Source organism: Streptomyces sp. NBC_00237 (genome assembly GCF_026342435.1).
Classification (GTDB): Bacteria; Actinomycetota; Actinomycetes; order Streptomycetales; family Streptomycetaceae; genus Streptomyces.
Map to the genome: position 1 here is coordinate 575605 of NZ_JAPEMT010000004.1, position 12718 is coordinate 588322.

General features: G+C 71.1%; 13 protein-coding genes. 6 read left to right on the forward strand and 7 right to left on the reverse strand.

Annotated features, from left to right (window positions below; genetic code table 11):
- Window positions 1–25: 25 nt before the first annotated feature.
- Window positions 26–991, forward strand: a complete 966-nt coding sequence (locus tag OG897_RS35130; RefSeq protein ID WP_266663409.1) for a DUF389 domain-containing protein — start codon at window positions 26–28, stop codon at window positions 989–991.
- A gap of 126 nt (window positions 992–1117) precedes the next feature.
- Here OG897_RS35130 and OG897_RS35135 read toward each other — a convergent pair whose 3' ends face one another.
- Both OG897_RS35135 and OG897_RS35140 read right to left on the reverse strand, forming a co-directional pair.
- The gene (locus OG897_RS35135; protein WP_266663411.1) at window positions 1118–1540 is read right to left on the reverse strand and encodes an ATP-binding protein; all 423 of its coding nucleotides are present in this window, start codon (window positions 1538–1540) and stop codon (window positions 1118–1120) included.
- 116 nt (window positions 1541–1656) lie between these two features.
- Window positions 1657–1956: a hypothetical protein gene (locus OG897_RS35140; protein ID WP_266663413.1), complete on the reverse strand. Its 300-nt coding sequence runs from the start codon at window positions 1954–1956 to the stop codon at window positions 1657–1659.
- Window positions 1957–2097: 141 nt separating this feature from the next.
- Between OG897_RS35140 and OG897_RS35145 the strand changes: the two genes are divergently transcribed.
- Window positions 2098–2886, forward strand: coding sequence for a VOC family protein (locus OG897_RS35145; RefSeq protein WP_266663415.1), 789 nt, complete (start codon window positions 2098–2100; stop codon window positions 2884–2886).
- Between the two features lie 98 nt (window positions 2887–2984).
- Here the strand turns inward: OG897_RS35145 and OG897_RS35150 are convergent, their stop codons facing one another.
- The gene (locus tag OG897_RS35150; RefSeq protein WP_266663417.1) at window positions 2985–3521 is read right to left on the reverse strand and encodes a MarR family winged helix-turn-helix transcriptional regulator; all 537 of its coding nucleotides are present in this window, start codon (window positions 3519–3521) and stop codon (window positions 2985–2987) included.
- Window positions 3522–3566: 45 nt separating this feature from the next.
- On the opposite strand from OG897_RS35150, the gene OG897_RS35155 reads away from it, so the two are divergent.
- Together OG897_RS35155 and OG897_RS35160 are read left to right on the forward strand one after the other, a co-directional pair.
- Window positions 3567–4523, forward strand: a complete 957-nt coding sequence (locus tag OG897_RS35155) for an EamA family transporter (RefSeq protein ID WP_266663419.1) — start codon at window positions 3567–3569, stop codon at window positions 4521–4523.
- A 57-nt stretch (window positions 4524–4580) separates the two neighbouring features.
- On the forward strand, window positions 4581–4910 hold the full coding sequence (locus OG897_RS35160; RefSeq protein WP_266663421.1) for a DUF4288 domain-containing protein: 330 nt from the start codon (window positions 4581–4583) through the stop codon (window positions 4908–4910).
- Between the two features lie 91 nt (window positions 4911–5001).
- Here OG897_RS35160 and OG897_RS35165 read toward each other — a convergent pair whose 3' ends face one another.
- Window positions 5002–5508: a cupin domain-containing protein gene (locus OG897_RS35165; protein ID WP_266663423.1), complete on the reverse strand. Its 507-nt coding sequence runs from the start codon at window positions 5506–5508 to the stop codon at window positions 5002–5004.
- A 57-nt stretch (window positions 5509–5565) separates the two neighbouring features.
- Window positions 5566–6252 carry a sirohydrochlorin chelatase gene (locus OG897_RS35170; protein ID WP_266663425.1) on the reverse strand — a complete coding sequence of 229 codons (687 nt, stop codon included), beginning with the start codon at window positions 6250–6252 and terminating at the stop codon, window positions 5566–5568.
- Window positions 6253–6692: 440 nt separating this feature from the next.
- Here OG897_RS35170 and nirB point away from each other — a divergent pair, with 440 nt between their 5' ends.
- Window positions 6693–9446 (forward strand): nitrite reductase large subunit NirB, encoded by a 2754-nt coding sequence (gene nirB, locus OG897_RS35175; RefSeq protein ID WP_266663761.1) that lies wholly within the window; start codon window positions 6693–6695, stop codon window positions 9444–9446.
- A complete protein-coding gene (locus OG897_RS35180; RefSeq protein WP_266663427.1) occupies window positions 9443–10876 on the forward strand; it encodes an MFS transporter in 1434 nt (477 codons plus the stop codon). The genes nirB and OG897_RS35180 overlap by 4 nt, the downstream gene beginning before the upstream one ends.
- Before the next feature lie 80 nt (window positions 10877–10956).
- Here the strand turns inward: OG897_RS35180 and OG897_RS35185 are convergent, their stop codons facing one another.
- Together OG897_RS35185 and OG897_RS35190 are read right to left on the reverse strand one after the other, a co-directional pair.
- Window positions 10957–11409, reverse strand: a complete 453-nt coding sequence (locus OG897_RS35185; RefSeq protein ID WP_266663429.1) for a VOC family protein — start codon at window positions 11407–11409, stop codon at window positions 10957–10959.
- 95 nt (window positions 11410–11504) lie between these two features.
- On the reverse strand, window positions 11505–12680 hold the full coding sequence (locus OG897_RS35190) for an MFS transporter (RefSeq protein ID WP_266663763.1): 1176 nt from the start codon (window positions 12678–12680) through the stop codon (window positions 11505–11507).
- Window positions 12681–12718: the final 38 nt, after the last annotated feature.

Genomic DNA, 12718 nt, shown 5'->3' on the forward strand with positions numbered 1-12718 from the left:
CGTGGGGCCGGGCAGAATGCGACGCATGCTGCACGTACGAGTCATCAGCCCGGCCGAACGCACCGACGAGGTGCTGGGCATCGCGACGGAGTGCCCCGCCGTCGTCAACGTCCTCAAGCTGCCCGGGGCCGCGCACGCCCCCGCAGGCGACCTCGTCGAGTTCGACGTGGCGAGGGAGGCCGCCAACGGCGTGCTCGACGCGCTGCGCGAGCTGGGCCTGAAGGACACCGGCGGAATCACCGTCGAACAGCTCGACCTGTCGATCTCTACGGCGGCGGAGAAGGCGGAGGAGGACGCCCCCGGTGATCCGGACGACGCCGTGGTGTGGGACGAGCTGGTCGCCCGTACCTCCTCAGAAACCCGTCTGACCTGGGCTTTTCTCGCCTTCCTCGCGTTGGCCACGCAGATCGCGGCGATCGGTGCGCTGCTGGATCAGCCCATCCTGATAGTGGGCGCGATGGTGCTGGGACCCGAGTTCGGGCCGATCGCGGCGATCTGCTTCGGGGTGATGAGCCGGAAGGGGGTGCTGGTCGCCAAGGCGGTCCGTACCCTCGTCGTCGGCTTCACGGTGGCCGTGCTGATCACCATGGCGTGCGCGGGGGCGGGGCGGCTGCTGGGCTGGATCGAGCCCACGATGCTGGACGACCGGCCGCTGACCGCGTTCATCATCCACCCCGACCGGTGGTCGTTCATCGTGGCGCTGCTCGCCGGGGTCGCGGGCATCCTCTCCATGACGGCGGGCAAGTCGGCGACGCTGGTGGGGGTCTTCATCTCGGTGACCACCGTGCCCGCCGCCGGAAACCTGGCGGTCGCCGTCCCGCTCGCGCACTGGAACGAGGTGGGCGCCTCGCTGATCCAGCTCGGGGTCAACCTGGCGGGCATGCTCGTTGCGGGGACCCTGACACTGTTCGTGCAGCGGGCGCTGTGGGCGCGGTACGGGCTGAAGATCGTACGCACGGACGGGCGACCGCACCCGGGCCACCGGCCCTAGCACCCGCACCCGGGACACAGGCCCTAGCACTCGCACCTGGGCCACCGGCCCTAGCGCTTCCGGCACGCGGCCTGGCGCGTCGCCCGCAAGGTTCTGCCGCAGGCCCTGGCGCGTCGCCCGTGGGAGTCAGCCCTTCGCGTCGGCCGGTTCCGGGAGTTGCGGGGTGAAGCAGGCCGTGACCGCCTTGCCGTGCTGCTGCTCGTGGGTCTCCCAGCTGTCCGCCAGCGCGTCCACGATCGCGATGCCGCGTCCGGACGTCGCGCCCGTGGACTCGGCGCGCTGTTTCGGGGCGCGGTCGGGTGATTCGTCGTGCACGGAGATGTGCACGCAGCGGCTGTCCCAGGTCAGCACGAGCTGGGCGTCGCTGCGGGCGTGCAGATGGGCGTTGGTGAGCAGCTCGGACACGGCCAGCACGATCGAGTCAGCGGTGTCGGGGCTGCTCTCGTACCAGGGCAGCTGGGACAGGTGTTCCTCCGTCCACCTTCTGCCCTCGCGCACGCCCCCCGACATCGGGAACGTCCTCGCCCAGCCCACCGCGCGCATCGACATGGCCCTGCCCTTCTTCCGTATCGCCGTCCGGTGCGTGCTCGTGTCCGTGTGTCACCGGCCGCTGCGGTACGTGTACCCGGGAACCGGGCGGCGAACAGGGGGTGCGGCCTCCTGTGTCAGGCGGCGCCCGCGTCGGGGTCGCGGACGACGTGCAGCCCGCGCCGGGCGTTGTTCACGGGGCCGCTGCTCGCCGTGGTGGTCCAGTACGGATGCTCGTTGACGGCCATCGTCAGCTCGCGGATCCGCTCCCACAGCTCCTCGACCTGGTCCACCTCCTCCTCGGTGAAGACGGGGGCGGAGTCGGCGGCCCCCCAGGGAGGGGCCGTGGCGAGGGTGTGGAAGTCGGCCTGGGCCTGGTGGAGCTGCTGCTGGAGGTCGATGAGGTCCTCGGGGAAGGGGGCGGAGTAGGAAGACATAAGGAAAGCGTACGTCTGTTCGATTTACAGATGCCAGTCGAGCGACTGTGATGTGGCCGTTCGCCCTGAAGGGTGGGCTGCACGCTCGTACGATTTGAGGCAAGGCGGCACAAGCCCCCGCGAAAGGGAGGTCGCATCCTCATGCTTTCCACCGAATTCCGCATTGGCGCACCCAACTGGCTCGACCTCGGCAGCCCCGACATCCCCGCATCGGCCGCCTTCTACGGCTCCGTCTTCGGCTGGGAATTCGAGTCCGCCGGATCGGAGAGCGGCGGCTACGGCTTCTTCCGCAAGGGCGGCAGGACCGTCGCGGGCATCGGCTCGCTCACCGAGGAGGGTGCGCACCCGGCCTGGACCGTCTACTTCGCCACGCCCGACGCGGAGGCCGTCGCCAAGACGGTCGAGCAGGCGGGCGGGACCGTACGGGTCGAGGCGTTCGACGTCATGGACGCGGGGCGGATGGCGTGCTTCACCGATCCGACGGGGGCCGAGTTCGCCGTGTGGCAGCCCGCCGCGCACCAGGGGTTTGAGGTGGCGTCGGAGGACGACACCCTGCTCTGGGTGGAACTGCACACGCCCGACCCGTCGGCAGCGCTTGCCTTCTACCGGGCGCTCTTCGGCTGGCGCTCGCAGGAGATGGAGGTGCCGGGCATGATCATGTCGTACTCGGTGATCTCCTCGGCGGACGGCGACCAGGAGGACACGTCCTTCGGGGGCGTCGCACCGGCCAGGCCGGACGAGCGCACCGCCTGGATCTCGTACTTCGGCGTGGCCGATCCGGATGCCGTCGCGACGCGGGTCGTGGCGGGCGGCGGCAGCGTTCTCGTGCCCGCTTCGGACATCCCGGAGGTCGGGCGGATGGCGTTCTTCGCGGACCCGGCCGGGGCGCCCTTCGCGGTACTGAAGCCGAACCCGCGCCAGCAGGGCTGAACCGGCGGAGGGCTGGTCGCGGCCTCTCGGCGCGTCGGCCCCTCGGCCCGTCGGCGCGTCGTGCCGTTCCTCTGCTGGCCCCGTGTGTTCGTCCGTACTCAGAACTCGTCCCCCAGCCCCAGCAGCAGTGTCCGCATCAGGAGCGCGAGCTGTTCCCGCTCGGCGGGAGAGAGGGCCGACAGGAGTCGCGTCTCGGTGGCCAGATGGTCCGGCAGGGCTCCCTCGATCAGTGCCAACCCCTCTTCTGTCAGCGCCACTTGGACCACACGCCCGTCCGTGGGGCTCGGTTTGCGGGTGATCAGGCCGCGCCCCTGGAGGCGGTCCAGGCGCTGAGTGACCGCGCCCGAGGTCACCATCGCGGAGGCCATCAGCTCGGCGGGGGTGAGGGGGGTGTCGGGGCCGTTGCGCCGCAGGGTCGCCAGTACGTCGAACGACGCCCGGTCCAGACCGTGTGCGGCGAAGGTGCGCTTCATCTCCGGGTCCATCAGCAGCGTCAGCCGCTTCAGCCTGCCGATCACCGCCATGGGGGAGACGTCCAGGTCGGGGCGTTGTGTGTGCCACTGGGCCAGTACGTGGTCCACGTGGTCCGCGCGGTCGTCGGGCTTGGCGGGGGGCTGTTCTCCGTCTGTCGTCATGGGGAGACCCTAGCCGATCTCTTAGTGGTGAGATATGTTGTCTTAGTGCTAAGAAATCGAACGGCTCTCGTGCTGCTGACCGCCCTCGCCCCTGCCGTCTGGGGCTCCACCTACTTCATCACCACCGAGTTCCTGCCCCCGGACCGCCCGCTGCTCGCCGGTGTGCTGCGCGCCCTCCCGGCCGGACTCCTTCTCGTACTCATCACCAGGCGACTCCCGAAGGGGAGTTGGTGGTGGAAGTCCCTCGTTCTCGGCGCGCTCAACATAGGCGTCTTCTTCGCCCTGCTCTTCGTCGCCGCCTACCGTCTGCCCGGTGGAGTCGCCGCCACCGTCGGCTCCGTACAGCCCCTGCTGGTGGCGGGCCTCGCCGCCGGACTGCTCGGCCAACGCCTCACGCTCCGTACGCTGTTGGCGGCCGTGACCGGAATCGCCGGAGTGGCCCTCCTGGTGCTGCGCGCCGATGCCCGGCTGGACGCGCTCGGTGTGGCGGCGGCGCTCGGCGGCGCGGTCGTCATGGCGACCGGTGTCGTCCTCAGCAAGCGCTGGGTCTCCCCGGCGCCGCTGCTCGCCACCACCGGGTGGCAACTCGTCGCGGGTGGCGTGCTGTTGGTGCCCGTCGCGCTCCTGGTGGAGGGGCCGCCGCCGTCGTCCTTCACCGGGGAGAACCTGATGGGGTACGGGTATCTGACGCTGATCGGTGCGGCGGTCGCGTACGCGCTGTGGTTCCGTGGCATCAAGGCGCTCTCGCCGACCGAGGTCACCTTCCTCGGGCTGCTCAGTCCGCTGGTCGCCACTGTGCTCGGCTGGGCGCTGCTGGGGCAGCAGCTCGCCCCGCTGCAACTGGTGGGCGCACTGCTGGCGCTGGCGGCCGTGGTGCTGGCTCAGCTGCGGCCGAGGGCGGGCAGGTCGACGGCTGTCGCGGGGGCTGTGCCGGGTGCTGCGCCGGGTGTCGAGCCGGGTGGGGCGTCGGCGGAGGTGCCGGTCTCCGCGGCTACGCGCTGACATGGCGTAAGGTCCCGATATGTACCCCCCGCCCCACCGGGAACGAGGAGCCGACGCATGCCGAGCTCGTACATCGCCATCCTGCTGACCGAAGCGACCTCCGAGGCACCGGACCACGAGCCCCTCTACGCCGAGGACTTCGTCCTGCTGACCGCCGACAGCGAGGAGGAGGCCCGCGCCAAGGCCCTCACTCACGGCCGGTCCCAGGAGACCAGCTACGAGAACGAACAGGGTGAGCGGATCACCTGGAAGCTCCTGCACGTCGTGGACGTCAACGAGGTTCTCGATGCCTCGCTCGGCGACCGCGCCGACCTCTACAGCCGCCACTTCAAGAACTACGACGCCTACCGGGCCTTCGAACCGTTGCTGTTCAGTGAGCAGGACTGAGTCCCGGGCCCACTGCCCACAGTCCCAGCCCCTGTTTCCGGGCACGTCCCTCCCGGGCAAGCTCCTCCCGTGCTGAACGCCGTTGTGACTCTCACGGGGCGATCGGCAGTTCCTCCCCGCACCACGCGCAGTAACGCGCCCCCGCCTCCGACCCCAGCCGCCCGCACCCCGGGCAGACCCGGTCCAGCGCACAGGGAGGCTCCCCACCCTCCTGCTCGGCGGGCCCGGCAGGGCGGCGGCCCACCTCCATCCCCGGGCGGCGGCCGTGCACCGTGAGGTACGTCAGGCCGCGTGCCCCCGCCGACAGCGCCCGGGACGCGCCCCTCGGCAGCCACACCAGGCCGCCGGGCCGCAACTCCTGTGCTGTGGCCGAGCCGTCGTCGAGCAGTCCTTCGCCCTCCACCACGATCAGGAGGACGTCCAGTGCGCCCTCGACATGAGGGGCCACCGAGGCGTGGGGGAGGAGCCGCACCAAATTGGCGTCGAGCTGCCGGTTTCGTTCGGCGAGCCGCCACAGCGCCCCGCGCTGACCCTCCGGTGCGGCGGCGACGCACTCGTCGAGGAACGCGAGCACCCTGGCACGTGCTCGTGCGCTCATTCCGGCACCTTCTCGCGTCGACAATCCGGTCCCCCTTCAGCACGCCGGTTTCCCAGGCTACGCACCCCTCCGCGCCGCCCGCACCACCCGCTCCGCCGCGTATCTGTCCGCCACCAGCCGTGCGATACGAGGGTGATCGGCGACCGGCGCCGAAACCGCCCGGGCCCCGCACTCCGCCAGCGCGCGCGTGAAGCGGCCCGGGGCCAGGAGATGGGTGGCGACGGCGATGCGGCGGTGGCCGTCGGCGCGCAGGCGTGACACCGCCTCCGGGACCGTTGGCTCCGCCGCCGAGCAGTACGCCGGGAGTACGGGAACGTCGCGCAGCTCGCGGAGCCCCTCGACCACGGCGAGGGTGCCGTCGTTGCCGCCGGGCCGGGTGGAGCCCGCCCCCGCCACCACGATCGCGTCCGCCCGCTCCCCGAGCGGCGCCTCCGCCTCCCGCAGCCGGGCGTGCACCGCCAGCGTCACGTCCCGCTCGCCGCTCAGCCCTTCGGTGACCGTGCAGTCGTACGCCCTGGCCACCTCCGGGATGTCGACCTTTCGGTGGTAGCCGTCGCCGAGCAGCACCGGCACCACCACCGCACCGGGGTGTTCCGCCAGTACCTCGCCCAATGACGGGCGCTGCACGTCGAGGTGGCCCACCACGGGGCGCACCCCCGTCGTCTCCGCGAGCCGTGCGGCCAACCGGCCGATCGTCGCGGCGGCCTCCGGGACCGCACTGCCGTGTACGGCGAGGACCAGCATCCGTGCCTCCGAGGGCGAGCCGAAAGGGGGAGGAGAGCGGCGCCCGCTTCTCGGGAGAGAGGGGCCTCCACCTCTCACGCTATGCCGCGACCGCCCTCCGCGCCCCCGTCGAACGTCCCGGAGGAGAAGGGTCATCCGGCCCTCCCACCTGGGGCTTTCGCCGACAGTTACGACCCCTTCACAGGTCTAGCGTCAAGAGTGCCCGGCACCGTACCGGGCGGTAGCGACGGAGCGGAGATTCGCCCATGACGCACGCACGCAGGGACCCGGGCGCAGGGGGGCCCAGCCCTGAGGCTTGCAGCCCCGAGGCGCAGAGTCTTGGGGCGCGGAGTCTTGGGGTGCAGAGTCTTGGGGTGCACGACCCCGAGGCCCAGGATTCCGAGGCCCAGAGTTCCGGAGCACCCGACCCCGAGGCGCACGATCCCGACACGCAGACCCTGGTGGTGATCGGCCACGGCATGGTCGGCCACCGGCTGCTGGAGGCGCTCGCCGAGCGCGGCGCACTGACCGGGCCAGGCTCGCCCGGCTGGCACGCGGTCGTCCTCGCCGAGGAGGACGTTCCGGCCTACGACCGCGTCCACCTCTCCTCCCTCTTCACGGGTGTCGCGCCCGCCGAACTCGCCCTCTCCACACCGGAGTTCCTGGCCGAGCACGGCGTCGACCTGCGCCTCGGCGACCCCGCCGAGCACATCGACCCCACCGCGCGGACCGTCAGCACCGCCTCGGGCAGCACGATCGCGTACGACGCGCTGGTGCTGGCCACCGGCTCGTACCCGTTCGTCCCGCCCGTCCCCGGCGCGGACTCCACCGGCTGCTTCACGTACCGCACCCAGTACGACGTCAACTCCCTGACCCAGTACGCCGACAACGCCCGCGACGGCGTCGTCATCGGCGGCGGGCTCCTCGGTCTGGAGGCGGCCGGAGCGCTGCGCACCCTCGGTCTGCGCGCCCATGTCGTGGAATTCGCCCCGCGCCTGATGCCCCAACAGGTCGACGACGGCGGTGCCGCGGCCCTGCGCGCCACCATCGAGTCGATGGGCGTCGCCGTCCACACGGGTGTCGGTGCGACCGAGGTCGTGCGTGACGACGACGGGGCCGCCAGCGGGCTGCGGCTCTCCGACGGGAAGGTCATCGACGCCGAGGTCGTCGTCTTCTCGGCGGGCGTACGTCCCCGGGACCGGCTCGCGCGCGAGTGCGGGCTCGCCGTCGGCGACCGGGGCGGCGTCGCGGTCGACGCCCACTGCCGTACCTCCGACCCGTACATCTACGCGGTCGGGGAGTGCGCGCAGACCGTCGACGGGCGGGTGTACGGGCTGGTCGCGCCCGGTTACCAGATGGCCGAGACGGTCGCGGACGCCCTCGCGGGCGAGGCCGACGGCGTCTTCACCGGGGCCGACACCTCCACCAAGCTGAAGCTGATGGGCGCGGACGTCGCCTCGTTCGGTGACCCGTTCAGCGTCGAGGAGGATGCCGTCGCGGTGGTCTTCTCCGACGAGCGCGAAGGCGTCTACAAGAAGCTGCTGCTGGGTCCCGAAGGGCAGCTCCTCGGCGGCATCCTGGTCGGCGACGCGGACGCCTACGGTTCGCTGAAGCCGCACACCGGGCGTCAACTCCCGGGTACCGCAGAGGCGTTCATCGTCCCGAACACCGCAGGCGTCGAGCTGCCCGGCGCGGACTCCCTCCCCGACGACGCCGTCGTCTGCTCCTGCCACAACGTCACCAAGGGGCAGGTCCAGGCGGCCGTCACCGAGGAGGGCGTCACCGACGTCGCAGGCGTCAAGCGCTGCACCAAGGCCGGTACGGGGTGCGGCGGCTGCATCGGCACGCTGCAAGCCGTCCTCGACGCCGCCGGGGTCGAGAAGGCGCGCGGGCTGTGCGAGCACTTCCCCGAGCTGACCCGATCCGAGATCTACGCCCTCGTACGCACCGAGAAGATCCGCTCCTTCAGCGAGCTGAGGGACGGCCACGGCACGGGCGAAGGGTGTGCCGTCTGCAAGCCGGTCGTCGCGAACGTGCTCGGCACGCTCGGTCCTGACCTCGGCCTGGAACACATCCTGGACGGGGAGCAGGCCGCCCTCCAGGACACCAACGACCTCTTCCTCGCCAACATCCAGAAGGACGGAACGTACTCCGTCATCCCGCGCGTCGCGGGCGGCGAGATCACCCCGGCGCAGCTGGTGGCGCTGGGCGAGGTGGCTGCGGCGTACGGCCTCTACACCAAGATCACCGGTGCCCAGCGGATCGGCCTCTTCGGGGCCCGCAAGGACCAACTCCCCGACATCTGGCGGCGGTTGGCCGGACACGGCTTCGAGTCCGGTCAGGCGTACGGAAAGTCGCTGCGCGCCGTCAAGTCGTGCGTCGGCGCCCGCTTCTGCCGCTTCGGGCAGGGCGATTCGATCCAGCTCGCGGTCGATCTGGAGCTGCGTTACCGGGGCCTGCGCACCCCGCACAAGTTCAAGGGCGGCGTCTCCGGCTGTCTGCGCGAGTGCGCCGAGGCGCGCGGCAAGGACATCGGCGTCATCGCCACGGCGGGCGGCTGGAACCTCTACGTCGGCGGCAACGGCGGCACCAGCCCCCGCCATGCCGACCTCCTCGCCCAGGACCTCGACAGCGCACAGCTCTTCGCCCTGGTCGACCGGTTCCTCATGTACTACCTGCGCACCGGCGAGCGACTGGAGCGCACGGCCGCGTGGATCGAGCGCCCCGACGGAGGCGGCGGCATCGAGAACCTCAAGAAGGTTCTCGTCGAGGACTCCCTCGGCATCTGCGCCGAGCTCCAGGAGCAGATGGAACGCCACGTCGACGCCTACCGCGACGAGTGGGAGGCGGTCCTCGCCGACCCGGTGAAGCTCGGCCGGTTCGGTGAATTCACCGGCGAGACGGAGGAGTTGGAGCCCGGCCGCGGCCGGGTCACCTTCCTTCCCGACGGCGCGGGGCAGGCCGCGGTCTTCCGTGACGCGGCGGGCGAGGTGTACGCGGTCGGCAACCGCGACCCCTTCTCCGGCGCGGACGTCCTCGCCGACGGAATCATGGGCACGGTCGGCGAGCGCCCCGTCGTCACCTCCCCGATGCACAAGCAAGCCTTCGACCTGCGGACGGGCCAGTGCCTCGACGACCCCGAAGTCTTCATCCCCGTACACGAGTTGACCCTCGACGGTCCTCGGACGCACCAGACGTACAGGAAGCAGTCATGAGTTCCCTCGCACAGGCACCCCGTACGGGCGACGACGCGGCCGAGGCCGCCGACCCGGCGCAGTACCGTCCCGGCCGCACCATCACCGACTGGCGTCCCGAGGACCCCGCCTTCTGGCGCACGACCGGCCGCAAGGTCGCCCACCGCAACCTCTGGATCGCGGTCCCGGCGCTCCTCGTCGCCTTCGTGGTGTGGCAGGTCTGGTCCATCACCGCCACGAACCTCACGGACGTCGGATTCGGGCTCAGTCAGAGCCAGTTGTTCTGGCTGACGGCCGTCCCCGGCCTCACGGGCGGCACCGCCCGCATCCTCTACACCTTCCTCGGCCCGATGGTCGGCCAGCGCACCTTCACCGCGCTGTCGACGGTGATCCTGGTCGTTCCGCTGATCTGGCTCGGCATCGCCATCCAGGACCCGGCCACCCCGTACGGTGTCCTGATCACCATCGCCGCGCTCTGCGGCATCGGCGGCGCGAACTTCTCCTCCTCGCTCGCCAACATCGGCTTCTTCTTCCCGAAGAAGGAGAAGGGCAACGCCACCGGCATCAACGGCGGCCTCGGCAACCTCGGCGTCTCCGTCGTCCAGCTCCTCACCCCGATCGTGATCACCTGGTCGACGATCGCCATCGGCACCGCCCAGCACAAGGCGGACGGCACCCCGGTCCACCTCCAGAACGCCGCGTTCCTGTGGGTGCCGGTCCTGGTGGTCCTGGCCGCCGTCGCCTGGTTCGGGCAGAACAACCTCAAGGTCGCCTCCACCCCCTTCTCCCGCCAGAAGATCATCTTCAAGCGCAAGCACAACTGGGTGATGGCCTGGCTGTACGTCGGTACCTTCGGCTCCTTCATCGGCTTCGCCGCCGCCCTCCCGCTGCTCATCAAGACGACCTTCACCCCGATCGACGCGGCCTACTCGGCGGCCACCTACGCCTGGATGGGCCCGGCCGTCGGCGCGCTCGCGCGCTGGGCGGGCGGCTGGATCGCGGACAAGCTCGGCGGTGCGCGCGTCACGGTCCTCTCCTTCGTGGGCATGGGCGTCTCGCTCGTCGGCGTCATCAACTTCCTCCCCTCCGGCGGCGACCACGGCTCCTTCTGGGGCTTCTTCGTCTGCTTCCTCTTCGCCTTCCTCTTCTCGGGGATCGGCAATGGTTCGACCTTCCGGCAGATCCCGGTGATCTTCCGCTCCACGCACCTCAAGGGGCTCGTGGAGGGTTCCGCCGCGTACGACCAGGCGCTGAAGCAGGCCGAGATGGAGTCCGGTGCGGTCACCGGCTTCACCGCCGCCATCGCCGCGTACGGGTTCTTCTTCATCCCGGCGCTGTTCGGGTCGGTCGCGGTGACCAGCGCGATGTGGGGGTTCGTGGGGTTCTACGCGAGCTGCGTGGTCGTGACCTGGTGGTTCTACGCCCGCAAGGGTGCGGAGGCGCCCAGCTAGAGCGGCGGGCACGTGGAGGGGCCCCGGGCGCGTCCGTACGTACCCGGGGCCCCTGCGCATGTCCTCGTGCGGTGACGCGGTCACGCCACGCAGAACTCATTGCCCTCCGGGTCCCGCATGACCCACCAATGACCGGCCGGGCCCCGGTCCACCTCGTTGACGCGCGAGGCTCCCAGCTTCTCCAGCCGCTCGACCTGTTTGACCAGGTCGCCGGGCTCGGCGTGTACGTCGATGTGCAGCCGGTTCTTGCCGGACTTGGGCTCGGGCACGTCCTGGAAGAGCAGCCGGCGGCCGTGGCCGACGCCGCTGTTCTCGTCGTACGGGTCGTCGGGGTGCCGGACACCGGCGAGCCCTCGGAAGAGCTGGTGGCCGTTGTGCTCGGTGACCGCCTCCTCGGGCAGGTGGCCGGCGGCGAGGAGCTGCGCGATGAGCGCGCCGGGGTCCTCCACCACGTACCCCAGGGCCTCGGCCCAGAAGTCCGCGAGGACGGGGGCGTTGTCGCTGTCGATGACCAACTTCCAACCCATTGTCATGCAACTACTTATAGTGGTTGCTGCGAAACCCCGCACGCACCGGGGGACTTGACGGCGTGGGCGGAGCGGTCGCGGAGGACGCCGCGCTCAACGGCTCACCCCTTCGGCTCGTACAGCTTCCGCATCAGCAGCCACCCCAGCCCCGGCAGCACGATCAACGGTGCCAGTGCCGCCTGGAGCGACCACCCGTCCGCCGCCGCCCCGATCAGCGGACTCGCCAGACCGCCCACGCTCACCGTCAGGCCCAGCGTGACCCCGCTCGCGGTCCCGACCCGGCGCGGCAGGTAGTCCTGGCCGAGCGTGACGTGCAGGGAGAAGGGGACGTACAGACCGGCGGAGGTCAGGCCGACGAAGACGTACAGCAGTGGTCCGGGGACGAGGACCGTGCCCGCGACGGCGGGCACCGTCAGCGCGTACGACCACAGCACGACCCGCACCCGCCCGTACCGCGTGGCCAGCCTGCCGCCCACGACCGTGCCGAACGCACCGCCCAGATAGAGCGTGAACAGGGCTGCCGTGCCCGCGAGTTCACCGCCGTGGACCCTCTCGCGAGCGTACAGCGCGATGAAGCTGCTCAGCCCGACGAAGACCACCGAACGGCAGATCACCGCCGCCGACATCTTCAGGAAGGCGGGCCAGTCGTCCTCGCCGACAGGTGCGGACGGCTGGTGTGTGCCGCCACCGGCCGGGGTACGCAGCGCCCGTACGGCCACCACGCACAGCGCCGCACCCGCCAGCGCCGGGACCCCCAGCAGGGGCGAAGCGCGCAGCCCGCCCGTGGCCATCACCGCCGAGACCAGCAGCGGAGCCGTCGCGAAGCCGAGGTTGCCGCCGAGCGAGAACCAGCCCATCGCGGTGTGGCTGCCCCGGCTCGCCAGCCGCGCGACCCGCGCCGACTCCGGGTGGTACGCGGCGACGCCGACCCCGGAGAGCGCGATCATCGCCAGGGTGAGCGCGTACGAGCCGCCGCCGACCCCGCTCAGCGCCACGCCGATCCCGCCCACCAGCGTGCTCACCGGCAGCAGCCACGGCATCGGCCACTTGTCGGTCAGGGCCCCGAACAGCGGCTGCGCCACGGACGACAGGAGCGAGGCGGCGAGCACGATGCCGGAGGCCGCGGCGTACGTGTAGGCGCGCTCGGCGATGAAGAACGGCACCAGCGCCGCCACCGCGCCCTGATAGACGTCGACGCAGGCGTGGCTCAGGGCGAGGAGGGCGAGGGGGGAGCGAAAACGCCGCGAGGGGCGTGGAGTTGAGGATGCGTCAGCTATGGGTGAGGACTCTTTTTGCAGCACTCATCGATCCTCGA

Excerpts from the sequence above, each read along its gene's own strand:
- OG897_RS35130 (WP_266663409.1), top strand. The coding sequence starts at position 26 with ATGCTGCACGTACGAGTCATCAGCCCGGCCGAACGCACCGACGAGGTG.
- OG897_RS35135 (WP_266663411.1), bottom strand. The coding sequence starts at position 1,540 with ATGTCGATGCGCGCGGTGGGCTGGGCGAGGACGTTCCCGATGTCGGGG.
- OG897_RS35140 (WP_266663413.1), bottom strand. The coding sequence starts at position 1,956 with ATGTCTTCCTACTCCGCCCCCTTCCCCGAGGACCTCATCGACCTCCAG.
- OG897_RS35145 (WP_266663415.1), top strand. The coding sequence starts at position 2,098 with ATGCTTTCCACCGAATTCCGCATTGGCGCACCCAACTGGCTCGACCTC.
- OG897_RS35150 (WP_266663417.1), bottom strand. The coding sequence starts at position 3,521 with ATGACGACAGACGGAGAACAGCCCCCCGCCAAGCCCGACGACCGCGCG.
- OG897_RS35160 (WP_266663421.1), top strand. The coding sequence starts at position 4,581 with ATGCCGAGCTCGTACATCGCCATCCTGCTGACCGAAGCGACCTCCGAG.
- OG897_RS35165 (WP_266663423.1), bottom strand. The coding sequence starts at position 5,508 with ATGAGCGCACGAGCACGTGCCAGGGTGCTCGCGTTCCTCGACGAGTGC.
- OG897_RS35170 (WP_266663425.1), bottom strand. The coding sequence starts at position 6,252 with ATGCTGGTCCTCGCCGTACACGGCAGTGCGGTCCCGGAGGCCGCCGCG.
- OG897_RS35180 (WP_266663427.1), top strand. The coding sequence starts at position 9,443 with ATGAGTTCCCTCGCACAGGCACCCCGTACGGGCGACGACGCGGCCGAG.
- OG897_RS35185 (WP_266663429.1), bottom strand. The coding sequence starts at position 11,409 with ATGACAATGGGTTGGAAGTTGGTCATCGACAGCGACAACGCCCCCGTC.